We start from the raw sequence: 22146 nt of genomic DNA on the forward strand, positions 1-22146 counted from the left end.
GGGGTGACCGGAGGTCAGGAACTCAGTACCAGCCGGTGCACTTGATGTGCCCGGTGGAGTCGTTCCACGCGCAGGCGCGCATCACATAGCCGCCGTCGTAGCGGGAAGCGGTGTGGGTGTCCGAGCCGCTCTTCACCGTGGTCATGCTCAGCGGACCGTCCCAGGACTTGCCCTTGTCGGAGGAGCGGTCCACCCAGACCTTGTCACCGGGGTCGGCGCTGTAGATGCGGCCCCAGGCGCACCGGGTGGACGTGCTGTACCGGAGTTCGATGGTGATCGAGTCGACCTTCGCCGTCTTCACCGTCTTGGGACTGGCGAACGTGCACGTCCCCGCGGCACTCGTGTCGGCGGCGGTGGCACTCGTCGCGGCGACGGTACCGCCCAGCCCGGCGAACAGGGCTGCCGTCGCGACCAGGACTGCGGCGCGGGTGCCGATGCGCGGTACGACCATGATTCCTCCCGTTGTGGACGTGGGCCGGGGCAGCATCCCCGGCCGATCCGGAACGCAGCCGTCATCGCTTCTCCGGGTGGCTTGAGCGCCGCTCCCGTCGTCGCACCGGCTTGCGGCAACGACGCTACGAGAGCAGCCGTCCGGCGCGAATCCCACAGCGGTTGCAATCAGCGCTCAACCTCCAGGGGTACGCCGACTACCGCAGCGGTTTACTCGCGCAAGCCCCGGCCCCTCCTGCCATCCGCCTGCCGCATGCCCGGACGGAGCCTCGCAGCGGTGTGCCGCAGCACGCTGCGTGGCTGCCCTGTCACGAGTGAGCGCCGAACACACCCCCGCCCTGGAAGACGCGGACGTCGTCGCCGAACGCGCCGTCGGCCGTCCCACCCAGCTCTGACGTCATCGCTCACTTTGTAGTGCAGGGAAGCAGTCAGGCCCTCAACTCGAAGGGAAGATCTCCCTCACTTCACTTGCTCTTCTCCAGCCACCCAGGCAGGTTGCGCCGATGATGAACCCGAAAGGCGCGAGAAAGGTGACGACGCCGTCCGATGCGCCCACGGTCGGCCCCAACTTGTAGATCGCTGCGCAGCCGGCCAGGCCGCCAAGGAGAGAAAGGACCATGCGCATCGACTCCCGCAGCGCAGTATTAATCAGGGACAAAGGGGCGACTCCCTCGAGATCGCCATCGGGGAGAAGCCGGCCCACACGGCCTTCCGAATACCTCAACATGATGCAGACCGATTTGTTGGACAAGCGCTCCAGGGCGAGGCCGGAGTCGTCGTCGATTTGGATCAGATCCTTGCGCATGGCACCTGCGACGTGAGCTTCGTGCCGCCGGCAGTCGGAGCGTCTCAGAGAATGGACGGGCATCACTCCCCGCGAGCGGTGGATCCTGAGCAACTGCTTCTCCGCTCTCTGATACATGCCGTCCGCCGAGCGGAGACGCTGGAGACGCTCCTCCAGTGGCAGCATGCGCGTTTCATGGCAGTAGAGAACAAGATCCATCAGCGCTGTGAGCAGTCGAGCCTGACCCACATCCCCTGTCTGGTTGTAGGACCAGACGCAGAGCATCAGCATGATCCATGCTGCTACGGCCACGCCACTCGCGACAAAAAAGTGGGCCTGTGGCATCGTGGGGCCACTCGCATTCCCCTGTGGCGATTCGGTGTTCTGTAGATAAATTCCCCATGCCGTCATGAGAAGTGCGCTCCCCATGACGGCGATGTACGTGCCCTTGATGGATTCTGTGCCTTTTTCTATTGCGCTGCGAATGAAAGGCGACTCGACTTTCGGGAGTTGTAGTTCGGCTACGGCTGAGTCGAACTTCGCGAGAGCTCTGAGACGCTCCCTTCGCATCTTCTCGTCGGTTCCCGTGTTGGCAAGTCTGTACATCGGCATCGGTACCCCTTGTGACAGGCCGGGCCCGGCACCTCGTCGGTGCCGGGCCCGCTGTGTGCCGGCGGTGGTTACGGCCGGTTCAGGACGATGGAGTTGATCGGTCCCAGGTCGACCCAGCGGAACGCGACCGCGGGCACGCTGTAGCTACAGTCACCGGTGCCGTTGTAACCGGTGCACAGGTTGATGGTCGCGCCGCCCGTCTGGTTGTTGTACACCCAGTGACTGCCGTACTGGCTGCTGAGGTTGTGGGCGCCGTAGGTCCAGTAGGTGTTGCTGGGCGACGAGGAGACGGGATCCGCGTTCTCGCGGTAGATGCACGCCGCTCCGCTCGGGCATCCGAAATCGGCGGGCCGGGCCTCCGCGGCACCGGTGCTCAGCACGGTCGCGGCTGCCAGGCCGGCCGTGACCGCCGCCGCGGTCCGGATCATCCTGCGCATAAGGATTCCTCCAATAGCTCACATGCCCGCGGCCTCCGGCCGTGGCCGGACGTCCGCGGCTCTGGTGGCCAACTGCTCAGCAGCGTAAGGGAAGTGGCGCCTGGAACCGCCCCATCCGCCACGGCGGACGGGACGACGGGACTAGACCTTGCGTGCCAGCCCCGCCGCGATCAGGTGTTCCCAGACGGTGAGTTCGCGGGGGGCGCCGTCGCCCCAGGGGTTGGCGATCTGTTCGGGGTGCCACAGGGGGGCGGGGACGATTCCGGGGTCGAGTATCTCCAGGCCGTCCAGGAGTCCGGCGATCTCCTCGTCGGTGCGCCAGCGGCCGCGCCCGAAGGTCTGCTGGAGGACGCGCTCGGCCTCCTCCGTCTCGGCGTTGTGCCCGGAGCGGAAGTGGCTCATGAAGAAGTAGCTGCCGGAGGGCACCTGGTCGCGCCAGTAGCGGACGATGGCCGCCGGGTCCTCCTCGTCGTTGACGTGGTGGAGGATGGCGCTGAACATCACGGCCACGGGGCGTTCGAAGTCGATCAGTTCGCGGATGTCCGGGTGGGTGCGGATGCCCTCGGGGTCGCGTACGTCGGCCGCGATGACCCGGGTCCGCCGGTTCTGCTCCAGCAGCGCCCGGCCGTGCACCAGTACCTGCGGGTCTATGTCGACGTAGACGATCCGGGACTCGGGGGCGTGCCGCTGGGCGACCTGGTGGACGTTGTCGGCGGTGGGGAGACCGCTGCCCAGGTCGATGAACTGCCTTATGCCGGTGGTGGTGGCGATCTCCGCCACGGCCCGGGTCAGTGCGGAGCGGTTGGCGAAGGCGATGGCCACCGAACCGGGGAGGTCGCGTTTGAAGACGTCGCCGATCTCCCGGTCTACGGCGTAGTTGTCCTTGCCGCCGAGCAGGTAGTCGTAGACGCGCGCGATGCTCGGCCTGGTGTGGTCGATGGAGATGCCCTCTTCCGTCATGGCGGCCATCTTCCCCTGCGAAGAACCCTGTTGACCATCGTTTCTGCATCTCCGACGACGATCGGCGGACGCGGGCCGTTGACATGGTTGGCTAATGAGATTAGCTTATGGCTAATGACATTAGCCGGACTTCGGCCGGACCTGGGAGACGCCATGACCGAGTACCTCGCCGTCGGCGACGGCACGATCGCCTACGAGGTGACCGGGACGTCCGGCCCGCTGCTCGTGCTCGCGCACGGCATGGGCGACAGCCGTGCCGCGTACCGCGCGATGGTCCCGCCACTGGCGGCGGCCGGATACCGGGTCGCCGCCGTCGACCTGCGCGGCTGCGGCGAGTCCGGCACCGACTGGCCGGACTGGAGCCGCACCGCCATCGCCGGTGATCTGCTCGCCCTGATCCGCCACCTGGGCGGCCCGGCCGTGCTCGTCGGCCACTCCGTCTCCGGCGGCGCCGCCACCATCGCGGCGGCACAGGAGCCCTCGCTGATCACGGCGGTCGTCGAACTGGCGCCGTTCACCCGCAAGCAGACGATCCGGCCGGGCGACCTGCGCGTGCAGCGCTTCCGGCAGAGCATGCTGCGGCTGCTCGGCACCGGAGTGTTCGGCAGCCGTCGGCTGTGGCGCTCCTACCTCGGCCTCGCCTACCCGGGAGTGCGCCCGGCCGACTGGGACGACCGCCTCGGCCGCATCGACGCGCTGCTGCGCGAGCCGGGCCGGATGAAGGCCATGCAGCGCATGGGCCGCAGCGCGCCGACCGACGCCGGAGCCCGCCTCGGCGACGTCCGCTGCCCGGTCCTCGTCGTGATGGGCACGCTCGACCCCGACTGGGCCGACCCGCACGCCGAGGGCTCGGCCGTCGTCGACGCGCTGCCCTCCGGCCTCGGCCGGCTGGAGATGATCGAGGGCGCCGGGCACTACCCGCACGACCAGTACCCCGACCGGGTGACCGCGCTCGTGCTGGCCTTCCTCCGGACGGAGGCCGCCCGTGCCTAGGGCCGGACTCGACCCGGCGGCCGTGGTCGCGGCCGGTGCCGCGCTCGCCGACGAAGTGGGCCTCTCCCGCCTCACGATGGGCCTGCTGGCCGAACGGCTGGGCGTGCGCACCCCCTCCCTCTACAAGCATGTGAGCGGGCAGGAGGACCTCAGCCGGCGGATCGCGGTCCTGGCGCTGCGCGAGGCGGCCGACGCCGTCGGCGGCGCGGTCCAGGGCTACGCCGGCCGGGACGCGCTGGCCGCCGCGGCGCGCGCCTTCCGCGCCTTCGTCCTGGCGCACCCCGGCCGGTACGCCGCGACGATCGGGGCCGAACCCACCGGCCCCGACGATCCGTTGGCGGCCGAGGGGCAGCGGCTGCTCGGCGCCTTCATGGCGGTGCTGCGCGGCTACGAGATCGCGGAGGCCGACGTGGACCACGCCCTGCGCACGCTCCGCAGCCTCTGCCACGGCTTCGCCACGCTCCAGTCGGCGGACGGCTTCCGGTGGAGCGCCGACATCGACGAGAGCTTCGAGTGGCTGATCGCGTTCGCCGACCGGGGGCTGCGCGCGAGCTGAACAGCCGCCCTCCCACGCCCCCTTGTGTCCGGGACGCGCCGAACGTCCGGGAACGGTAACAGTGTCCCCGGGACGCAACCCCCGCCGCGCCCGGCCCCTCTGGAGGGGTGGCAGGACGCAAGAGCCCCTCGCGGGACCTCTTCTGACCAACCGTCATGCCACCGGAGACCGACGACACAGTCTGTGGATTGCCGCATGGGGGAGATCCACGGGAGGGAAAGTCCATGACCAGGACGATGAAGAGCGGTACGGGAACCACGGGAAGCACAGGGACCGCGGGGACGCTGAGCCGGCGGCGCGTGGCCGTGACCGGCGCGCTGGGGCTCGCCTCGATCGCGCTGGCCGCCGTGCCCGCGCACGCCAAGGGCGACGTGGATGTCACGGCGCCGCGCACCGCCGCGGTCGGCAAGACCATCACGGTCAGCGCGAGCGGCAGCGACGACGCGGCCGTCTACCAGCGGATATGCCTGGAGGACCGCATGGGCAAGGCGGCCTGGCACCAGGTGGCCTGCGGCGCCACGGTCTCCCGTGACACGGGCGGCGACGCCCGCGCCAGTGCCCGTGTGAAGGCCGCGCACCGCGGCGGACTCCAGTTCCGCGCGGTGATGTACGGGCTGACCAGCGCGCACGACAAGCACCCCGTCCGGTGGCGCACGTCGGACGTGGTGACCGTGCGGGTGCGTTGATCCAGGTGCGCTGATCGCCCCGCCGTTCTCCCGGGCGGGGGAGCGGCGCAGCGCGGAGAGCACACCAGGAGCGGCCGGGATCTTCCCGGCCGCTCCCTGTGTTCCCCCGCCGCTCCGCGCCCTACCCGGCCGGTCGCGGCGGCGCGGCGGCGGTGAACAGGGCGTGGACGGCGGCGCGCACCTGGGCGGTGACCACCTCGGGCGAGGAGGTGTCGAGCTTGCCGTCCAGGTGCAGGAACGCCAGGCCGTGGACGAGGGCCCACACCGTGGTCGACAGGGCGTCCGGATCGGTGCCGGGGAACGCGTTGCGGACGATGTCCCTGACGTACTCCGAGATGGCGGCCGTCGCGCGGACCCGTTCCTCGCTGGTGGGGTCGCAGGGCTCGGCGAACATCACCCGGAACAGCGCCGGGTGGCCGAGCGCGAACCGGACGTAGGCGTCGGCGACCGCGGCCAGTTCGTCGGGGGTGGTGGGCGAGGGGTGCGCCGCCGCCAGGTGTCCGGCGAGTTCGCGGTAGCCCTCGGCGGCGACGGCGGAGACGAGCGCGTCCCGGTCCGCGTAGTGGCGGTAGGGCGCCGTCGCCGACACCCCGGCCCGCCGCGCGACCGCCCGCAGCGACAGGCCGGAGCTGCCGTCCTCCTCCAGCAGCTCCCGCGCGGCGCGCAGACAGGCGGCGCGCAGATCGCCGTGGTGGTACGTGCCGCTCGCTTGGGACACAGGTCACACTCCCTCATGTTTGCAGTGCTCACATCGCTGCCCTAATGTGAACGGTGCATACATCGTAGTCGATCGTGAGGGAAAGTGAGGAACCCGGATGACCAGCGAGCTGTTCTCGCCGTTGCCCCTGCGCTCCGGGCAGGTGCTGGGCAACCGCGTCGCCAAGGCGGCCATGGAGGAGAACATGGCCGGTGCCGGCCAGCTGCCCGGCCAGGAGCTGTTCGGACTGTACCGGCGCTGGGCCGCCGGCGGCGCCGGGCTGCTGATCACGGGCAACGTCATGGTGCACGCCGAGGCCCTGACCGGCCCGGCCGGTGTCGTGCTCGACGAGGTGGCGCCGCTGGAGCCGTTCGCCGCGTGGGCGGAGGCGGGCAGGTCCGGCGGCGGCGCGGTCTGGATGCAGATCAACCACCCCGGCCGCCAGATCGAGGCCGACATGCCCGGCGTGGTGTGGGGCCCCTCCGCGGTCGGCGTCGACCTGGGCCGGCACAGCGGCCGCTTCGGCCGTCCGTCCGCCATGACCGCCGAGCAGATCGAGGCGACCGTGCGCCGCTACGCCGTCACCGCCCGCCGCGCCGAGCAGGCGGGCTTCGACGGCGTCGAGGTGCACGCCGCGCACGGCTATCTGCTCTCCCAGTTCCTCTCCCCGCTGGTCAACCGGCGCACCGACCGGTGGGGCGGCTCCCTGGAGAACCGGGCCCGGATGCTGCTGGACGTCGTCCGCGCCGTACGGGCCGCCGTCTCGCCGTCCTTCGCCGTCGCGGTGAAGCTCAACTCCGCCGACTTCCAGCGCGGCGGCTTCGACGCGGACGACGCCCGCCAGGTGATCGCGATGCTCGCGCCGCTCGGCGTCGACCTGGTCGAACTGTCCGGCGGCAGCTACGAGAGCCCGGCCATGTCCGGACGCCCCGCCGACGCGCGCACCCAGGCCCGCGAGGCGTACTTCCTCGATCTGGCGAAGGACCTGGTCACGACCAGTCCGCTGCCGCTGATGCTGACCGGCGGCATCACCCGCCGCCGGACCGCCGAGCGCGTCCTCGCCGGGGGCGTGGCCCTCGTCGGGATGGGCACCGCCCTCGCCGTCACCCCCGACCTCCCCGCCCGCTGGCGCACCGGCCGCGAGGCCGACCGGCAGTTGCGGCCGGTGACCTGGTCCGACAAGGCCCTCGCCTCGGCGGCCGGGATGGCCCAGGTCCGCCACCAGATGCGCCGCATCGCCCGCGGTGCCGGACCGCGGCCCGGCACCCACCCGGCCCGTGCCCTCGCCTGCGAGCAGCTGCGCCAGCGGCGGGCCCTGCGCCGCTACCGCACCTGGCTCGCCACCGAGCGCGCCACGGCGCGGCCCGCCGCGCGCTGACCCCGCGCACGGACATGCGGGGACGTGCGGGGACGCGCAGGGACATGCGCGGACATCGGGCGGCGGACCGGTCCCGCGCGCCGGGCCGCCGGGTTCAGTCGCCGTGCAGGGCCGTCCTGAGCGCGTCCACGGCGAGCTTGCGGGCCACGTTCGCGGCGCGGGTGTCGCGCAGGCTGTCCAGCAGGAGGAAGTCGTGGACCATGCCGGCCACCCGGACCGAGGTGACGTCCACGCCCGCCTCGCGCAGCCGGTCGGCGTACCGCTCGCCCTCGTCGCGCAGCACGTCCGCCTCGTCGGTGACGACCAGCGTGGTGGGCAGCCCGCGCAACTGGTCGAGCGAGGCCCGCAACGGGGAGGCGTACGCCTCGGCGCGTTGCGCGGGATCGGTGGTGTACGCGTCCCAGAACCACTTCATGGCGTCCCGCGTCAGGTAGTAGCCCTCGGCGAACTGCACATAGGACGGGGTGTCGAAAGAGGCGTCCGCCACCGGGTACAGCAGGACCTGCGCCTTGAGCCGGAGGCCGCCGCGCTCCTTGTTCATCAGCGCGAACACCGTCGACATGCAGCCGCCGACCGACTCGCCGGTGACCGCCACGCGCGAGGCGTCCAGGCCGTGTTCCGCGCCGTGGTCGCGGACCCAGAGGCCCACCGCGTAGTTCTGCTCCACCTGGGTCGGGTACTTCGCCTCCGGCGCCCGGTCGTAGACGGGGAAGACACCCGCCGCGTCCGCGCCGACGGCCAGCTCGCGGAAGAGGCGGTCGTGTGTCCGGTCGTCGCCGAACACCCACCCGGCGCCGTGGAGGTAGAACACCACCGGCAGCGGGCCGCGCGCGCCCTTGGGCCGGACGATCCGGGTGCGGACCGTGCCCCACTGACCGGCGTCCACGTCGACCCACTCCTCGTCGACGTCGGGGCGGGGCACGTCCGGGTCGCTCTGGAGGCCGAGCAGGATGTCCCGGCCCTGCTCGGGCGGCACCTCGTAGATCCGGGGGTGCGGGGCGGTCGCCTCGGCCAGCGCCTTCGCGGCGGGTTCGAGGTACGGGGTGGACGGCGGCGGAAGCTCGGTCATCTTCGCTCCAGGTCGCGAGCACACGTGTGCCCTGCCGTGCGGCGGCACCGGCCGCTGCGGGTGACGGTCGCCTCCCGGCGGGAGGCTCCGGCAAAAGCCCCCCGGTCCATCGTTGGCGCCCCGGCCGCGGTCCGCAACCGCCGCGGACACCCGCAGGTCAGCCGGGCGCGGGTGTGCGGGCGGCGGCCGGGCGGTCCAGCGCCGTACGCAGCACCGAGCGGAAGGCCGCCCACAGGGCGTCGGCCTCGGGGACCGGGACGGCCGCCGTGGCGTGCTCCAGCTCCAGGGCGAGGCCGCCGCCGGGTGTGTCGGTGACGCCGAGCCACACGTCGTACTCGGCGGTGCCGTTGCCGTGGACGCGCACGGAGCGCACCGGCGGGGCACACACCGGCGTGTCCTGCACGGCCAGGACGCAGTTGAACAGCGGGGTGCGGTGGGCCGCGCGCTCGGGCCGCAACAGGGACAGGAGGTGCGGCAGCGGCACCTTGGCCCGGTCGCGGACGAAGGTCACGGCGGGCGCCACCTGCTCGGTCGCGAACCGGGCGAAGGACGGCGCCGCGCCCGGACGCAGGGCCAGCGGCAGCGTGTTGACGAAGAAGCCGCACAGCCCGAGCGCCCCGAAGGTGTGCCGGGCCAGGAACGGGCTGCCCAGCACCACGGCCGGATCGCCGGTGTGCGCGTGCAGCGCGGTGGCGTACACGGCGGTGAAGAACTCGTAGCCGGTCAGCCCGAGCGCGCGGTGGGCCGAGCGGATCGCGGCGCGAGCCGCCGGGTCCGGCTCCCAGCGAAGGCGCCGGGCCGCGCGGTCGCCGCCGTCCGCCGCCGGTGCCGTCGCGCCGCCGAGGGAGGCGGGCGCCGTACCGGCCACGGACCCGGCCAGCTCCGCGGCCCGGCGGCCCGTCGCCGCCGAGCCCTCGGCGGCGGCCTGGGCGGCGTGCTCGCCGAGGAGACGGGCCTCGCGCGCGGCGCGCAGCCGGTCGCCGGGCGCGGCGGGCCCGGGGGCGGTGAGGAATCCGGCGAGGTCGTCGGCGAACGGCTGGAGCGAGAATCCGTCGAACACCAGGTGGTGGACCGCCATGACCAGCACCGACCGGCCGTCCGGGCGGGCGTGGGCGAAGCGCAGCAGCGGGCCGCGCGCCAGGTCGAAGCGGTGCGCGCCGAGCCGGGCGACGACCGCGTGGGCCTCGGCGGCGCCGCAGTGACCGATGTCCTCGAAGGGCAGGTCAGCGGCGGCGAGCGGCTCCTCGATCAGAGCTGTGCCGGTGAGCGGATCCGCGACGCGCATCCGCAGCGCGGGCTGCACGGCGAGAACGGCGGCCAGGGCCTCGGCGATACGGGGTGTGCCGATCGCGGGGTCGAGACCGATGGTGACGACGATGTTGTGGAGCTGCCGGGGACCGAGCCGGTGGGTGACCCACAGCCCCTTCTGGGAGGCGGTCAGCGGCAGCGCGGGGGCGGCCGGTTCCGCCCAGGGCTCCGCCCACGCGTCCTCGGACCAGATGCTCATGCCGCGCCGCCCGGGACGGGCACGGACCCGGTGTCCAGCAGGTCGGCGAGCCATCGCCGCAGGTCCCGCAGGGTGCTGCCGCGGCTGATCCGGGCGAAGTCGATCTCCACCTCGGGGCCGAGGGGCAGCGCGGCGACGATACGGACCACCTGGCGGGACTCGATGCCGAGGTCGACCAGGGTGCGGTCGTCGTCGGCGGTGCCGAGGGGGCGGCCCAACTGCCGTGCGAGAAGGTCGTCGAGGACGCGGACGGGCGGGGCGGGGTCCATCGGTGTGGTTCCTTTCTGCGGGGCGCGGCTCGGCGCGCGCACAGCGGGACTCGGCAGGTGTCGGCGGGGCTCAGCGGGCGGCGGCGACGGGCACCGGTGCCGCGGTCCGCCCGTCCGGGGCGGTGAGCAGGTCGAGCAGCAGGCGGCGGTCGGTCTTGCCGTTGGCGTTCAGCGGCATCCGTTCGAGTTCCGTGACGGACCCGGGGCACATGTAGGACGGCAGCGACCCGGCGGCCAGCTCGCTCAGCGCGGGGCCGAGCCCGGGATCGCCGGTGTACGCGGCGAGCAGGGTGCCGCCGCCCTCCGGGGCGAGCACCACCACGGCCTCCGTGACCCCCGGGCAGGTGCGCAGCACCGCCTCGACCTCACCGAGTTCCACACGGAAGCCGCGCACCTTGACCTGGTGGTCGAGCCGCCCTAGGTGCACCAGGACGCCGCCCTCGCGGCGCACCCGGTCCCCGGTGCGGTACCACAGGTCCGGGCCCGGCGGCCCGGCCGGGAGCGCGGTGTCCCCGCGCGGCGGGCCGGGTACGCGGGCGAACCGGCCGCGGTCGTCGGCCGGGTCGAGATAGCCGCCGAAGCGCTGCGGGCCGCGCAGCAGCAGTTCCCCCTCGTCGCAGGGGGAGCCGTCGCCGTCGACGACCAGATGGTCGAGGCCCGGGTGGACCGTTCCGACGGGCACGGTGCCGTTGCGGGTGTGCGGCCAGTGCGCCGGGTCGGCGGGCAGCCGGTACGCGGCGCAGGCGACGGTCACCTCCGTGGGCCCGTACAGGTTGCTGAGGGTGCTGTGCGGGGCGGCCCGCGCCCAGCACTCGGCCTGCGCGAGGGTGAGCTGCTCGCCCGCGAAGAAGCTGTGCCGCAGGGTGGGCATGCAGCCGGGGCGCAGGGCGCGGGTGCGCCGGGCCAGGGTGATCAGCGAGGGCACGGAGAACCAGTGCGTCAGGCGGCCCTCCTCGACATAGCGCACCGGGTTCAGCGCGAAGGCGTCCGGCGGGGGCAGGACGAGCGTCGCCCCGGCGGCCCAGGTGGCGAAGAGGTCGTCCACCGAGAGGTCGAAGGTCAGGTCGAAGGTGTGCGAGACCCGCGCCCCCGGCCCCAGGTCCCGGGTGCGCAGGGTGTGCGCGAGGTACGCGACGGCCTGGGCGTTGCGGATGGGGACACCCTTGGGCTCCCCGGTGGAGCCCGAGGTGAACAGCAGATAGGCGACCGCGTCGGCGTCGTCCGGCAGCGGCGGCAGATCCGGGGCCTGCCCGGTGCCGCCCGCGACGGGCGGCGGGGCGGGCGGCCCCTGCGGTGCGGCGGTCAGACGCAGGACCGGCACACCGGGTCCGGGGACGGGCCCGTGTGTGTCGGTGACGACCAGGTCCGGGGCCGCGGCGGCGAGGATGCGGGCGGTGCGGCGGGCGGGGTGGCCGGGGTGGAGCGGGACGACCCGGGCGCCCAGCCGCAGGGCCCCCAGATAGGCGGCGAAGGCGTCGAGGCCGGACGCGGCGTGCAGGGCGACGGTGGCGGGCGGCGCTCCGGTCACACGCAGCACGCGCCGTGCGAACTCCTCGGCGAGGAGCCGCAGTTCGTCGTAGCGGACACCGCGCTCGCCCAGGTCGACGGCGGTCAGGGCGCCGTGGCGGCGGCTGCTCGCGTCGAACCAGGCGTAGAGCGTCGCGGGCGGCGGCAGAGGCGTCAGGTGTGACTGGGGTGTCAGGGGCTCGTCCGGGGCAGCTGTCATGGGTTCTTCCTCGGGCCGTACGGTGCCGTGTAGGCGCAGGTCAGGGGGATCCGGGAGGTGTCGTACGGGGCCTGCCAGCGCACTCCCCGCCAGGTGCCGGAGCGCTGGCCGACCGTCACCGGCACGGTCCAGGGCGCCCCGGCCAGACCGGTGCCGAGGGCCTTGACGCAGGCCTCCTGCGCGGTCCACAGCCAGGCGAACGCCGTCTCCTGCTCCCGGCGGGGCAGCGCGGACAGCCGGGCGGCGTCCTCGTCGCCGCAGCAGCGGCGCACCAGCCGCGGCGACAGCGGGCCCGGGACCTCGATGTCGACGCCCACCTCCCGGCCGAGGCCGACGGCGGCGGCGGCCCAGCCGCCCGAGTGGGACAGGCTGACACCGGTGCCGGAATGCTCCGGCAGATGCGGCCGGCCGCTGTCGCGGGCCGCGATCACCGCGCCGGACAGCCCGGGGGCCAGCGCGGCGAGCAGGGCCCGCAGCAGACTGCGCGCCGCGACGAACTCGACGGCCCGGCCGGGCTCCAGCGCACGGGCGGCGGCCCGGTCGGCGGGGTGGGCGGGCAGAGTGCGCAGGATCCGTGCGCAGGGAGCCGCCGCGTAGTGCACGCCCGGGGCGACGCCGTGGTGCGGGAAGCCCTTCACCGCCCGCCTCCCGCCGCCCCCGCCGGTGCGGTGAGGTGGCGCAGGGCGAGGTCGCGCAGGGTGCCCGCGTCGCGGAGGGTGTCGGCGGTGAGGTCACCGGCGGGCACCTCGATGCCGAGGGCGCTCTCGACGTGCTCCAGGATGTCCACCATCCGGAAGGAGTTGAACCCGGGGACGGAGCTGAACGGCCGCCCGTCGGCCGGTTCGCCGGGCGGCAGCCGCAGCACGGCGGCCAGGGCCTCCCGTACGGCCCGCTCGGCGCGCTCGGCGGGTCCCTCGGCCCCCTGTCCGGCGGGCGGCCGCCCCTCCCGTGTGCCGGGCCCGTCCTGCGCGGGGCGCGCGGGTGCGGCGCCGGCGGCCGGGTCCGTCAGCAGCAGCGCCGTGAACTCCTCGAACAGGCCCGGGGGTTCGCCCTTGCCGCGGGCCGTGCGGCGGGCGGCGAGATAGACGCGTTCGGACAACCGCCGCCACCGCTCGGCGAGTCCGGCGGCCTCCGCGCTCCCGGTGCGCAGGGCGTACAGCCGCCAGGCCCGCACGCCCAGCCACACCTCCAGGTTGAGCCGGTCATGGGCGGCGGCGCGGTCGGGGTGGTCGCGGTAGGCGCCGACGTAACGGAGCACGGCCGCCGGGCCGGTGGGCTCCTCGGCGGTGCCGGTGGGCCCGGCCTCCGGCGGGACCGGCTCCAGGGTGTACAGGGCGGCGTCCGCCCCGGCGAGCAGGGCGGCCAGCCGTGGCAGCGGAAGCGTCCAGGCACCGGGGCGCGCGCCGCCCCACGGGGTGTCGTTGAGGTAGGCGTCGTGCACGACGGCCCGCCCGGCGCCGTACTCCACGACGAACGAGTGCTCCATGTGCCGCTGCCCGTGGTACGGCACCCAGGGCAGGTGGTAGGCGTCCGCGACGGCGTAGTACGGGCCGGGGCCGGGCGGCAGCCCGCTGCCGGGGCGCACCCGGTGGAGGCGGCTCACCCGCAGGCCGAGCAGGCGGCGGGCCTCGGCGAGCCGGTCCGCCGCGCTCGCCTCGACGGTGGGCAGCGGCGCCGCGGGCCGGGGCCGGAGCGCGGGCCGGACGCCGAGCCGCAGATGGGTGCCCCGGCCGTGGTGGTGGTCGGCGAGCAGGGCGAGCCCGGTCTGGAGGCAGTCCAGCGCCGCGGCGGACGCCTCGGGCAGCGGCCCGCCGCGGAGCGTCCCGCCGTGCGGCGGCACCGGCCGCATCCCGTACGGGCCCGGGTCAGACGTCATGGGAGGCCCCCGCCCACGTCCCGGCGCCCACCGGCTCCCCGGCCGGGCCGCGCGGCGCCCGTGCCCGGCGGGCGAAGCCGACGACCTCGGCCGCCATCAGGTGCAGCCGGTCCCGCAGTCCGGGATCCACGAGCGCGCCGTCCGCGTCGAACGCGCCCTCGGCCGTGTTCACCGCGACCCCGAGCGGGGTGGGCCAGCCGCGCAGCGCGTGGACGACGTCCCGCAGGGCGCCCAGTGTCGTCATGGCGCCCTGCCAGCCCTGCCCGACCGCGACGCAGCCGACCGCCCGCCCGGACAGATACGGCCGCGGCTCGTCGCGCAGCTCCTCCAGGTAGTCCAGAGCGTTCTTCACCAGTCCGGAGAGCGAGCCGTGGTAGGCCGGGCTGGCGAGCACGACTCCGTCGGCCTCCGCGACCTCGGACAGCAGCCGGAAGACGCCGGGCGGGCGGATGCGCGCGGTCGGGTCGAACAGCGGCACGGCCAGGTCCGCGCCGGCGATCAGCCGGGTGTCGGCGCCCAGCCGCCGTGCCTCCTCCAGCACACAGCGCAGGGCCTGTTCGGCGGAGGAACCGGGCCGGGGCGAGCCGCCGAGCCCGACGATCCTCGGCCGGTGCTGCGGGAACGTCATCGCTTCTCCTCGTGGTCGTGGCCGGTCCGTTCCGAGGGCAGCGGAGCCACCCGGACCCGGTCGTCCAGGACGGCGCCGATGGCCTGGACGCCCGCGCTCAGCGCGCGGACGCCGGTGAAGCAGGGCACGCCCCGACGGGCGGCGGCGGACCGCACCGCGGCGGCCTCCGCCGGGTCGTCCGCCGGGCCGGGGACACTGAGCACCAGGTCGAGGAGGCCCGCGCGCAGCAGCCGTACAGCGGGGAAGTCCCCGGGCGCGGCGGCGGTCTTGGACCGGGCTTCGGGCAGTGCTTCGGGCAGGGGCGTGACGGGCACCCCCGCGCGGCGCAGCGCGCCGAACGTGTCGCCGTCGGCGAGGAGTTCGAAGCCGTAGGAGGCGAGTCTGCGGGCGGGCAGGATCAGGGGGCGCAGGTCCTGTCCGGCGCCGGACAGACAGGCCCGGCCCTTGGTGGGCAGCGAACCGTGGCGGCCGATGAGGTACTTGGCGTACGCGGCGCCGAAGTCCGGCCCGGCCGCCGCCGCGCCGCCGGGTGTGCCGTCGGGCGGCTCGCCGTCGCCGCCCGCGCGCAGGAACACCCGCGTGGCGGTGTCCGGGCGGATCCGGGAGCCCTCCGCGGGCAGCAGCCCCTCGGCGCGCAGCTCCGCCAGGGTGGCCCCCAGGGCGATCCGGGCCGCCGCCCGCGCCAGCGGCACGCGGGCGGCCACGGCGGTGAACGGCGCGGTGTGCGCGGTGCCGGGGACGGCCTCCCTGACGTACAGCGCGTCGCCCGCCGCCGCGAAGCGGACACTCAGCGCGCCGCGCACCGCCAGCGTCCGGGCGGCCCGCGCGGTCGCCTCGGCCAGCCGGGCGGTACCGCTCGCCCCGAGGGAGACCGGCGGCAGGGCGCACACGGGGGTGCCGCCGTGGTCGTCGTCCAGGTACTCCAGTACGCCCGCCACGGCCAGCTCCCGGCCGTCGTACAGGGCGTCCACGCGCAGTTCGACGCAGGCCCGCAGGGCGGGGGCGACGAGGACCGGACCGTCGTCGGCACGCCGGTGCCACAGCTCGGTGAGGGCGGCCGGGCCGGTGACGGTGTGCGCGGTGCCGGCGGGGCCGTGCGGACGGGTCACGGCGACGGGATAGCCGGTGGCGTCGGCGGCGGCCAGGGCCTCGGGCAGGGACGCGGCGGCCCGCCGGGGCGCGGTGCGCAGCCCGGCACCGGCCAGGGCCCGGCCGAGCGCGTCCGGGTCGGCGGCCGTGCGGACCGCACCGGCCGGGAGATCGCTCAACGGGGCTCCGGCGTCCGCGAGTCCGGGCGCCAGGGCGGCCGTGGCGGGTCCGCCGAACTGGCCGAGGACCGCGGCGACGGTGCCCGAGCGGCGCTCCTCGGCCACGGCCTCCAGCACCGTCCGCACGGTCAGCGGCGCCGGGCGGCAGCGGGCGAAGGCGTCGGCGGTGGCCGCCGCCGTGCGCGGGTCGGCGGCGAGGAGCACCGGCGTCCACCCGGCCGCGCGCAGCGCGAGGGCGGCCTCCCGGCAGGAGTGGTCGGCGTCCGCGCCGCTCCGCACGGCCGGGCCCAGCACCAGCACGGTGCCGCGGCCGGGGCCCGCGCCGGGCGCCGCCGGTCCGAAGGCGCCGCCCGGTGCGGGCAGTTCGCGCGGGCGCCGGGCGCGGCCCTGGGCGGTCCGGTCCGGGTCCGCGCCGATGAACTCGACGTCGTACTTCTCGGGCACCCCGGCCGAACGCAGGATTGCCAGCACGGTGTGCGCGGCGGGCCCGCCCAGCTCGGCGAGGACCGCGTCCGGCCGTTCGCGGGCGACGACCCGCTCCACGACGTGCGGGGTGAGCGGTTCGGCGTAGACGGCGTCGGCGGCGTCGGCTCCGGTGAGCACCGCCGGGTGGGAGCCCAGCAGGACGGTGCGCAGCCCGAGCCGGGTCAGGTTCCGGCAGGCCCGTACCGCGTCGGCCGCGAGGTCCGCCCCGTCGCCCGCGAGGACGAGGACGGACCTGGGGTCAGCGCGCCGGGGCATAGGAGTGGTCCACGTGCGGGGCGATGATCCGGTGGAAGCGTTCCTCGTCCACGTTGCCTCCCGACAGCACGACGCCGACGCGCAGGCCGGCCGGGTCCGGGCGCCGGGCGCGGACCGCGGCCAGCGCGCAGGCACCGCTCGGTTCCACGACCAGCCGGCCGTGCCGCCACAACTCGCCCATGGCGGCGGCGATCTCGCTGTCGTCGACGGTGACGACCGAGTCCAGGAGCCGCCGGTTGACCTCGAAGGTGAACCGGCCGGGCGTCCGGTGGCGCAGTCCGTCGGCCAGGGTGTCCGGGGTGCGTACGGACACCCGGTGTCCGGCACGCAGCGACCGCGCGGTGTCGTCGCCGCCGCGCGGCTCGACGCCGATGACCTCGATGCCCGGGTAGAGCGCCTTGGCCACGGTGGCGCAGCCCGCCGCCAGTCCGCCGCCGCCCACCGGCAGCACGAGCCGGTCCAGCGGGCCGGTCGTGGCGAACAGCTCCAGGGCGAGCGTGCCGTGCCCCGCGGCCACCACCGGATCGTCGGAGGACGGCAGGACGCTCATCCCCTCCTCGGCGGCGATGCCCGCGGTCAGCGCGTCGCGGTCGTCGTGCACCGGGTCGTACAGCACGACACGGGCGCCCTCGCGGCGCACCGCGTCGAGCTTCGCCGCCGGGGCGTCGGCGGGCAGCACCAGGACGGCGGGTACGGCCAGGCCGCGGGCGAGGGTCGCCACGGCCCGGCCGTGGTTGCCGGAGGACGCCGCGACGACGCCCCGGCGCAGCGCGCCGGGCGGCAGCGACAGCAGCTTGTTCAGCGCTCCGCGGATCTTGAACGCGCCGGTGATCTGGTGGAGTTCGGCCTTCAGGAAGAGCTGGGCGCCGAGTTCCGTGTCGAACTCGGGCAGTGTGAGCACCGGGGTGCGCACCACACGGCCGCGGATCCGTTCCGCGGCCCGGTACACCTCATTGATCTGCATGGTCGTGTCCCTGGGGAGTCAGGCGGCCGGGCGAGGCGCGGTCCGCGGCGGCGGCGCGGACGGGGGTCTCCCAGACCGGTTCGGGTCCGCGCAGCAGCAGCCGGGGCAGGGCACCGGCGACGGCGACCACGGCGGCCACCGCCCACCAGGCCCAGACGTGGTGCAGCAGGGCGGTGCCGAGCAGGACGGGCCCGATCAGGTCCTGGCCCACCCGCCCGAGGTTGTAGAAGGTGAGGTAACGGCCGCGTGCCTGCGGCGGGGAGAGGGAGAAGGACAGCGGGGTGCTGGCGATGTGCAGGCACTCGCCCGCCGAGTGGGCCACGATCGCCAGGAGCAGCAGCGCGGTGGCCGCCAGCGCGCCGGTGACCGCCCCGGAGGCCGCGTACACCAGACAGGCCACACCGATCGCGGCACCGCTGAGCGCGGACGCCCCGGCGGCGGCGTGATAGCTGGAGAAGCGGCGGTTGACCGGGATCTGCGCCAGCATGGCCAGCACCCCGTTGACGGCGAGCAGGGCGGTCAGCGCCCAGCGGGGCGCGTCGGTACGGGTGGTGATCCACAGCGGGAGCACCAGCGTCAGCACCGTGTTGTGGGTCAGGAGCGCCGCGTTGACGGCCGTGATCAGCAGATAGGCGGGGCTGCGCAGCGGTGAGCGCACCCCGCTCGCGGGAGGCCGCCGGGGGGCGCCGCGCCCGGTGCCGGTGGCCGCGTCGGCGCTCGCCCGCATCCGTACGAGCAGGGCCGCGGCGGCGACGAAGGAGCCCGCGTTGGCCAGGACGCACGCCTGGTACAGCGACGGCGAGTCCAGCATGACCGGCACCGTCGCGGCCATCGAGCCCAGCACGATCGCCGCGTTGCGCAGGGAGAACACCGTGCCGAGGATGGTCGCCCGGTCCTTCTCGCCGAACAGGGCCGCCATCAGGCTCTGGTTGATGGCCGGGCTCGCCCGGTCGGCCGTGGAGACCAGACAGGTGAGCAGCACGAACGCCCAGTACGGCTTGGCCAGCAGATACATGCTGTAACCGGCGGCCCGCACCAGGAAGAGCAGCATCAGCGCCCGGTGGGCGCCCAGCCGGTCGGCCAGCCGCCCGATCTGCGGGCTGATGAGCAGGGCGCAGACGCTGCCCGCCGAGATGCCGAGGCCCACCGAGGTCACCGAGAAGTGCCGCACCAGGGTGAAGAACAGGATGGACGTGGCGCTGTACAGGCCCGTCCCGAAGGAGTCGACACCGGCGGTCAGCAGCAGCAGCCGGGTCTCGCGCCGGCCCAGCATCAGAGTGTCCGCCAGGGCGCGCAGCCGTGCGGCCACGCGCGTGGGGGGCGGTCGGTTCGGCACGGTGGGCTCTCCTTGGCGGTGGGGATCGGGGCGGGTCAGCCGTGCCGGGCGGCGAGGGTGCACAGCGGGGCGATCCCGGCGAGGATGCCCTCGGCCGGCAGGCCGAAGTCGATCAGGCAGGCCACCTCGTCGACGCCGGTGGCGGTGAGCCGTTCGACCATGGCGGCGCAGCTGTCGGGGGAGCCGATCAGGGAGCCCTGGTGCAGATAGCGCTCGTAGGTGACGTCGAGGAGTTCCTCGATCAGGTCGTCGGGGATGTCCTCGTCGGGCAGCGACAGACCGCCGCTGATGGTGCCGCCGCCGCCCGCCGCCTGCCGTTCCAGGCCGACGGCGGAGCGCAGGTACTCGCGGAAGGGGGTGCGGGAGCGGGCGACCGCCGTCCCCGCGTCCTCGTCCAGATGGGTGTGGAGCATCAGCGAGACGACGCCGTCCTCGGCCCGGTGGCCGTGCTCGGCACGGGCCTTGCGGTAGACGTCGATCTTCTCGGCGAGCTGGTCCAGGTCCTGCCCGATGAGGTGGGTGAGCACATTGACGCCGAGGGCGCCCGCGTCGGCGAAGGTCCGTACGCTGCCCGACGAGGTCAGCCACACCGGCAGTTCCGGCTGCACGGGCCGCGGGTGCAGCCGGACCGCGGTGGGCCGCCCCGCGCCGTTGGGCAGCTCGACGGCGGCCCCGCGCCACAACGACCGTACGGTGTCGAGCTGTTCGAGCATGACGGCACGCCGGTCGGCGTAGGAGTCCGGGCCGAGGACGAAGTCGTTGGTGTTCCAGCCCGCGCCGAAGGAGACGGCGGCCCGCCCGCCGGACAGGTTGTCGACCACGGACCAGTCCTCGGCGATCCGCACGGTGTGGTGCAGCGGAGAGATGAGGCTGCCCGCCCGCAGCTGCATCCGGCTGGTCACCGTGGCCAGCGCGGCGCTGGTGAGCGCCGGGTTGGGGAACACTCCGCCGAACGTGTCGAAGTGCCGTTCCGGGGTCCACACGGCGGCGAGCCCGCCGTCGTCGGCGAGCCGGGCGGCGTCCAGCATCGTGCGGTAGGTCTCGTGGGCGTCGCCCGTGGCGGAGGCGAAGAACATGATGCCGAAACGCATGGTCACTCCAGTTCCCGGGCCCGGCGACGGCCGGCCCGCGGCCAGGTCGTCAGGCCCGTGCGGGGGCCTTGTGTGCGGTGCACGCGAAGACGTGCCCGTAGGACGGCAGTCCCCGCGGCAGCGCCCCGCGCTCCAGGGCCGCAGCCCCGGCGGCGATCTGTTCGTCGCCGCCCGGTTCCGGCAGCGGCCAGGCGATGCCCAGCACGTTGCGGCCGCGGCGCAGCAGCCCGGCGGGCACGGTGAGCGTGCTCTTCGTCCACGCGGTGCCGAGCCGCTGCTCGGCGCAGGGCCTGCCGTTGACGGTGAGGGTGACGGCGGCCTCGCCGGTACGGGGCCGGGGCAGCCGCCAGGTGAGGGTGAGCGCGGTGTCCGCCGGGTCGTCGACGACGAGATGGAACTCGCTGGTCAGATCGCGGGCCAGGAGGTAGGCGGCGCCGCTGCCGACGCCCGCGCCCAGGCGTTCGCCGAAGGTGGCGGCCTGCGCCTGGTCGGCCAGCAGGTCCACGGTGTCGTCGGCCTGCTCGGCGATCAGCAGCTTCTCGTAGCGCTCCCGTACGTCCGAGCCCGCCGCGGCCAGCACGTCCACCATGGTCTCGCGCAGCGTGTGGTCGGCGAGCTTGCCGGTCAGCCGGGTGTCGCCGGCCACCAGATAGCGGGCGAACTGCGGGAGCACGGCGGAGCGTTCGTAGCTGGCGCACATCCAGTGCGGCGCGGTGCGGGTCTGGTAGTCGAGGTAGTCCTCGATGCGCGCCGCCACCCCGGGATCGAGCTCCAGTGCCCGCTCCAGGTGGTGGCGCAGCAGCTCGGCGGGCTGGCCGTAGTGGGCGTTGTGCACCGCGGCCAGCAGATGGGCGGCCGCGGCCTGCGCGGGGGTGGGTCCGCTCGCCGTGGCCGCCAGGGCGGCGGGGTCGGCCGCCGTGCCGCCGGGCGGGGCCGCGGTGACGGCGGCAGCGGCGGCTGCCGCCAGCGCGAGCCCTTCGAAGGAGAGGTGGCAGTAGTCGAGGTGGAAGCGGCGGCCGGGCAGAGCGCCGCCGGCCGCGTCCCGGAACAGCCGGGGCAGGTCGACGAGGCGGAAGCCGTGCTCCCGGGCCTTGCGGCGCATCTCGTCCTGGACGACGGCGAGGATCCGCGGCGAGTGCACCGTGAACAGGCCGACGGCGGCGTCCTTCGCCGTCACCAGGGCCTGTTCGCGCAGCGCCTGGTCACCGCACGCGGCGGCGGCGCGGGCCAGCAGCCGGGCGCTCACCGGGCTGGTGCCGCCGTCGAGTCCGGTCAGCTCGCGGGCCAGGTCCAGCGCCTCCCGGTCGCGCCCGGCCCGCAGCGCGTCGGCGGTTCGGGCCCGCAGCCGCAGCCAGCGCGGCCCGGCGTCGCCGGGCAGGACCGGACACACCAGGGAGCGTTCGTCCGCCCAGTCGGCGAGGTTGAACTCGGGCACGACCAGTGTCACCGCGGCGCCGCACCCGGCGGCGGTGGCCGCGAGCAGGTCGAGGAAGCGGCCCGAGCGCTCCACCACGAACTCCTGGAAGAGCCGCCCGGCGGCCGGGTAGCCGCCCGCGCGCAGCGCCTCGGCGAGCCGCTGCCCCTGGTGCGGGGTCAGGTCGATGTTGTTCCAGTTGTTGCCCGCGTACACCACCAGGGCGTCGGGCCGCAGCCCGGCGGCCTGTGCGAGGACCCGCTCCAGGTCGCCGAAGTTCGCGTTGGTGCGCGCCAGGTCCAGCACGTCCACGTCGCCGAGGCCGGTGCCGTGGGCGAGCAGGTCGCCCAGGACGCTCGCGAAGCTGAACGCCGGGTCGTAGAAGTAGCCGCGGGCGGCGGACTCGCCGAGGACCACGGTCCGGCCCCGGCCGGGCGTCAGCGGCAGCCGGTCCAGGTCCGCCCAGTACCGCCACTGGTCGCGCAGGGCCGGATCGCGGACGTACTCCTGCCCCGAGCGGCGCCACACGCCGACCGCGTCGGGGTCGGCCGGGGCGGCGGGGGCGGGCGGCCCGGCCGTGTCCGGTGTGCCGAGTTTCTGGAGCAGGGCCAGGGCCAGGGTGCCGTTCTCGTCCGACAGCAGTTCGCTCAGGCGCCGCGTGTAGAGGGGATTCAGATCGTGCGTGCTCATGAGGCCGCCTTCGC

General features: G+C 74.7%; 21 protein-coding genes. 4 read left to right on the forward strand and 17 right to left on the reverse strand.

Features of this window, described 5'->3' with window-relative positions; genetic code table 11:
* Window positions 1-22 precede the first annotated feature (22 nt).
* From B086_RS40030 to B086_RS0114875, 4 genes are all read right to left on the reverse strand, one after another.
* On the reverse strand, window positions 23-451 hold the full coding sequence (locus tag B086_RS40030; RefSeq protein WP_018567207.1) for a DUF2690 domain-containing protein: 429 nt from the start codon (window positions 449-451) through the stop codon (window positions 23-25).
* 435 nt (window positions 452-886) lie between these two features.
* Entirely contained in the window at window positions 887-1846 is a 960-nt protein-coding gene (locus tag B086_RS40035; protein WP_158690390.1) for a hypothetical protein, read from the reverse strand.
* A 68-nt stretch (window positions 1847-1914) separates the two neighbouring features.
* Window positions 1915-2283, reverse strand: coding sequence for a hypothetical protein (locus tag B086_RS0114870; protein ID WP_018567209.1), 369 nt, complete (start codon window positions 2281-2283; stop codon window positions 1915-1917).
* Between the two features lie 141 nt (window positions 2284-2424).
* A complete protein-coding gene (locus B086_RS0114875; RefSeq protein WP_018567210.1) occupies window positions 2425-3252 on the reverse strand; it encodes an SAM-dependent methyltransferase in 828 nt (275 codons plus the stop codon).
* A gap of 144 nt (window positions 3253-3396) precedes the next feature.
* On the opposite strand from B086_RS0114875, the gene B086_RS0114880 reads away from it, so the two are divergent.
* From B086_RS0114880 to B086_RS0114890, 3 genes are all read left to right on the forward strand, one after another.
* Entirely contained in the window at window positions 3397-4236 is an 840-nt protein-coding gene (locus B086_RS0114880) for an alpha/beta fold hydrolase (RefSeq protein ID WP_018567211.1), read from the forward strand.
* Window positions 4237-4258: 22 nt separating this feature from the next.
* Window positions 4259-4792 carry a TetR/AcrR family transcriptional regulator gene (locus B086_RS0114885; protein ID WP_018567212.1) on the forward strand — a complete coding sequence of 178 codons (534 nt, stop codon included), beginning with the start codon at window positions 4259-4261 and terminating at the stop codon, window positions 4790-4792.
* Window positions 4793-5016: 224 nt separating this feature from the next.
* Window positions 5017-5478 (forward strand): hypothetical protein, encoded by a 462-nt coding sequence (locus B086_RS0114890; protein ID WP_026252438.1) that lies wholly within the window; start codon window positions 5017-5019, stop codon window positions 5476-5478.
* 121 nt (window positions 5479-5599) lie between these two features.
* On the opposite strand, the gene B086_RS0114895 is transcribed toward B086_RS0114890, so the two are convergent.
* Entirely contained in the window at window positions 5600-6196 is a 597-nt protein-coding gene (locus tag B086_RS0114895) for a TetR/AcrR family transcriptional regulator (RefSeq protein ID WP_018567214.1), read from the reverse strand.
* 97 nt (window positions 6197-6293) lie between these two features.
* On the opposite strand from B086_RS0114895, the gene B086_RS0114900 reads away from it, so the two are divergent.
* Window positions 6294-7553 (forward strand): NADH:flavin oxidoreductase/NADH oxidase family protein, encoded by a 1260-nt coding sequence (locus tag B086_RS0114900; protein WP_018567215.1) that lies wholly within the window; start codon window positions 6294-6296, stop codon window positions 7551-7553.
* A gap of 94 nt (window positions 7554-7647) precedes the next feature.
* Here B086_RS0114900 and B086_RS0114905 read toward each other — a convergent pair whose 3' ends face one another.
* The 12 genes from B086_RS0114905 to B086_RS0114960 all read right to left on the reverse strand — a co-directional run bounded on the left by B086_RS0114905 (window position 7648) and on the right by B086_RS0114960 (window position 22132).
* Window positions 7648-8622 (reverse strand): alpha/beta hydrolase, encoded by a 975-nt coding sequence (locus B086_RS0114905; protein WP_018567216.1) that lies wholly within the window; start codon window positions 8620-8622, stop codon window positions 7648-7650.
* Between the two features lie 157 nt (window positions 8623-8779).
* Window positions 8780-10129 (reverse strand): condensation domain-containing protein, encoded by a 1350-nt coding sequence (locus B086_RS0114910; RefSeq protein ID WP_018567217.1) that lies wholly within the window; start codon window positions 10127-10129, stop codon window positions 8780-8782.
* Window positions 10126-10398, reverse strand: a complete 273-nt coding sequence (locus tag B086_RS0114915; RefSeq protein WP_018567218.1) for an acyl carrier protein — start codon at window positions 10396-10398, stop codon at window positions 10126-10128. The genes B086_RS0114910 and B086_RS0114915 overlap by 4 nt, the downstream gene beginning before the upstream one ends.
* Window positions 10399-10468: 70 nt before the next feature.
* Complete coding sequence (locus B086_RS0114920; protein ID WP_018567219.1) at window positions 10469-12124, reverse strand: AMP-binding protein; 1656 nt, start codon at window positions 12122-12124, stop codon at window positions 10469-10471.
* Window positions 12121-12762, reverse strand: a complete 642-nt coding sequence (locus B086_RS0114925) for a 4'-phosphopantetheinyl transferase family protein (RefSeq protein WP_018567220.1) — start codon at window positions 12760-12762, stop codon at window positions 12121-12123. The genes B086_RS0114920 and B086_RS0114925 overlap by 4 nt, the downstream gene beginning before the upstream one ends.
* Entirely contained in the window at window positions 12759-14000 is a 1242-nt protein-coding gene (locus B086_RS0114930) for an acyl carrier protein (protein ID WP_086024223.1), read from the reverse strand. Before B086_RS0114930 ends, B086_RS0114925 begins: the two co-directional genes overlap by 4 nt.
* Window positions 13990-14628, reverse strand: a complete 639-nt coding sequence (locus B086_RS0114935) for an NADPH-dependent FMN reductase (protein WP_018567222.1) — start codon at window positions 14626-14628, stop codon at window positions 13990-13992. The genes B086_RS0114930 and B086_RS0114935 overlap by 11 nt, the downstream gene beginning before the upstream one ends.
* Window positions 14625-16637: a hypothetical protein gene (locus B086_RS0114940; RefSeq protein ID WP_018567223.1), complete on the reverse strand. Its 2013-nt coding sequence runs from the start codon at window positions 16635-16637 to the stop codon at window positions 14625-14627. Before B086_RS0114940 ends, B086_RS0114935 begins: the two co-directional genes overlap by 4 nt.
* Window positions 16621-17601: a threonine ammonia-lyase gene (locus tag B086_RS0114945; protein WP_018567224.1), complete on the reverse strand. Its 981-nt coding sequence runs from the start codon at window positions 17599-17601 to the stop codon at window positions 16621-16623. Before B086_RS0114945 ends, B086_RS0114940 begins: the two co-directional genes overlap by 17 nt.
* Window positions 17588-18937 (reverse strand): MFS transporter, encoded by a 1350-nt coding sequence (locus B086_RS0114950; protein WP_018567225.1) that lies wholly within the window; start codon window positions 18935-18937, stop codon window positions 17588-17590. Before B086_RS0114950 ends, B086_RS0114945 begins: the two co-directional genes overlap by 14 nt.
* A 35-nt stretch (window positions 18938-18972) precedes the next feature.
* Window positions 18973-20028, reverse strand: a complete 1056-nt coding sequence (locus B086_RS0114955) for a MupA/Atu3671 family FMN-dependent luciferase-like monooxygenase (protein WP_018567226.1) — start codon at window positions 20026-20028, stop codon at window positions 18973-18975.
* A 49-nt stretch (window positions 20029-20077) separates the two neighbouring features.
* Window positions 20078-22132 (reverse strand): hypothetical protein, encoded by a 2055-nt coding sequence (locus tag B086_RS0114960; protein ID WP_018567227.1) that lies wholly within the window; start codon window positions 22130-22132, stop codon window positions 20078-20080.
* Between the last annotated feature and the right edge of the window lie 14 nt (window positions 22133-22146).

The organism is Streptomyces sp. PsTaAH-124 (genome assembly GCF_000373685.1).
Lineage (GTDB): Bacteria > Actinomycetota > Actinomycetes > Streptomycetales > Streptomycetaceae > Streptomyces > Streptomyces andamanensis.

Excerpts from the sequence above, each read along its gene's own strand:
- B086_RS40030 (WP_018567207.1), bottom strand. The coding sequence starts at position 451 with ATGGTCGTACCGCGCATCGGCACCCGCGCCGCAGTCCTGGTCGCGACG.
- B086_RS40035 (WP_158690390.1), bottom strand. The coding sequence starts at position 1,846 with ATGCCGATGTACAGACTTGCCAACACGGGAACCGACGAGAAGATGCGA.
- B086_RS0114870 (WP_018567209.1), bottom strand. The coding sequence starts at position 2,283 with ATGCGCAGGATGATCCGGACCGCGGCGGCGGTCACGGCCGGCCTGGCA.
- B086_RS0114875 (WP_018567210.1), bottom strand. The coding sequence starts at position 3,252 with ATGGCCGCCATGACGGAAGAGGGCATCTCCATCGACCACACCAGGCCG.
- B086_RS0114880 (WP_018567211.1), top strand. The coding sequence starts at position 3,397 with ATGACCGAGTACCTCGCCGTCGGCGACGGCACGATCGCCTACGAGGTG.
- B086_RS0114890 (WP_026252438.1), top strand. The coding sequence starts at position 5,017 with ATGACCAGGACGATGAAGAGCGGTACGGGAACCACGGGAAGCACAGGG.
- B086_RS0114900 (WP_018567215.1), top strand. The coding sequence starts at position 6,294 with ATGACCAGCGAGCTGTTCTCGCCGTTGCCCCTGCGCTCCGGGCAGGTG.
- B086_RS0114905 (WP_018567216.1), bottom strand. The coding sequence starts at position 8,622 with ATGACCGAGCTTCCGCCGCCGTCCACCCCGTACCTCGAACCCGCCGCG.
- B086_RS0114910 (WP_018567217.1), bottom strand. The coding sequence starts at position 10,129 with ATGAGCATCTGGTCCGAGGACGCGTGGGCGGAGCCCTGGGCGGAACCG.
- B086_RS0114915 (WP_018567218.1), bottom strand. The coding sequence starts at position 10,398 with ATGGACCCCGCCCCGCCCGTCCGCGTCCTCGACGACCTTCTCGCACGG.
- B086_RS0114920 (WP_018567219.1), bottom strand. The coding sequence starts at position 12,124 with ATGACAGCTGCCCCGGACGAGCCCCTGACACCCCAGTCACACCTGACG.
- B086_RS0114930 (WP_086024223.1), bottom strand. The coding sequence starts at position 14,000 with ATGACGTCTGACCCGGGCCCGTACGGGATGCGGCCGGTGCCGCCGCAC.
- B086_RS0114935 (WP_018567222.1), bottom strand. The coding sequence starts at position 14,628 with ATGACGTTCCCGCAGCACCGGCCGAGGATCGTCGGGCTCGGCGGCTCG.
- B086_RS0114940 (WP_018567223.1), bottom strand. The coding sequence starts at position 16,637 with ATGCCCCGGCGCGCTGACCCCAGGTCCGTCCTCGTCCTCGCGGGCGAC.
- B086_RS0114945 (WP_018567224.1), bottom strand. The coding sequence starts at position 17,601 with ATGCAGATCAATGAGGTGTACCGGGCCGCGGAACGGATCCGCGGCCGT.
- B086_RS0114955 (WP_018567226.1), bottom strand. The coding sequence starts at position 20,028 with ATGCGTTTCGGCATCATGTTCTTCGCCTCCGCCACGGGCGACGCCCAC.
- B086_RS0114960 (WP_018567227.1), bottom strand. The coding sequence starts at position 22,132 with ATGAGCACGCACGATCTGAATCCCCTCTACACGCGGCGCCTGAGCGAA.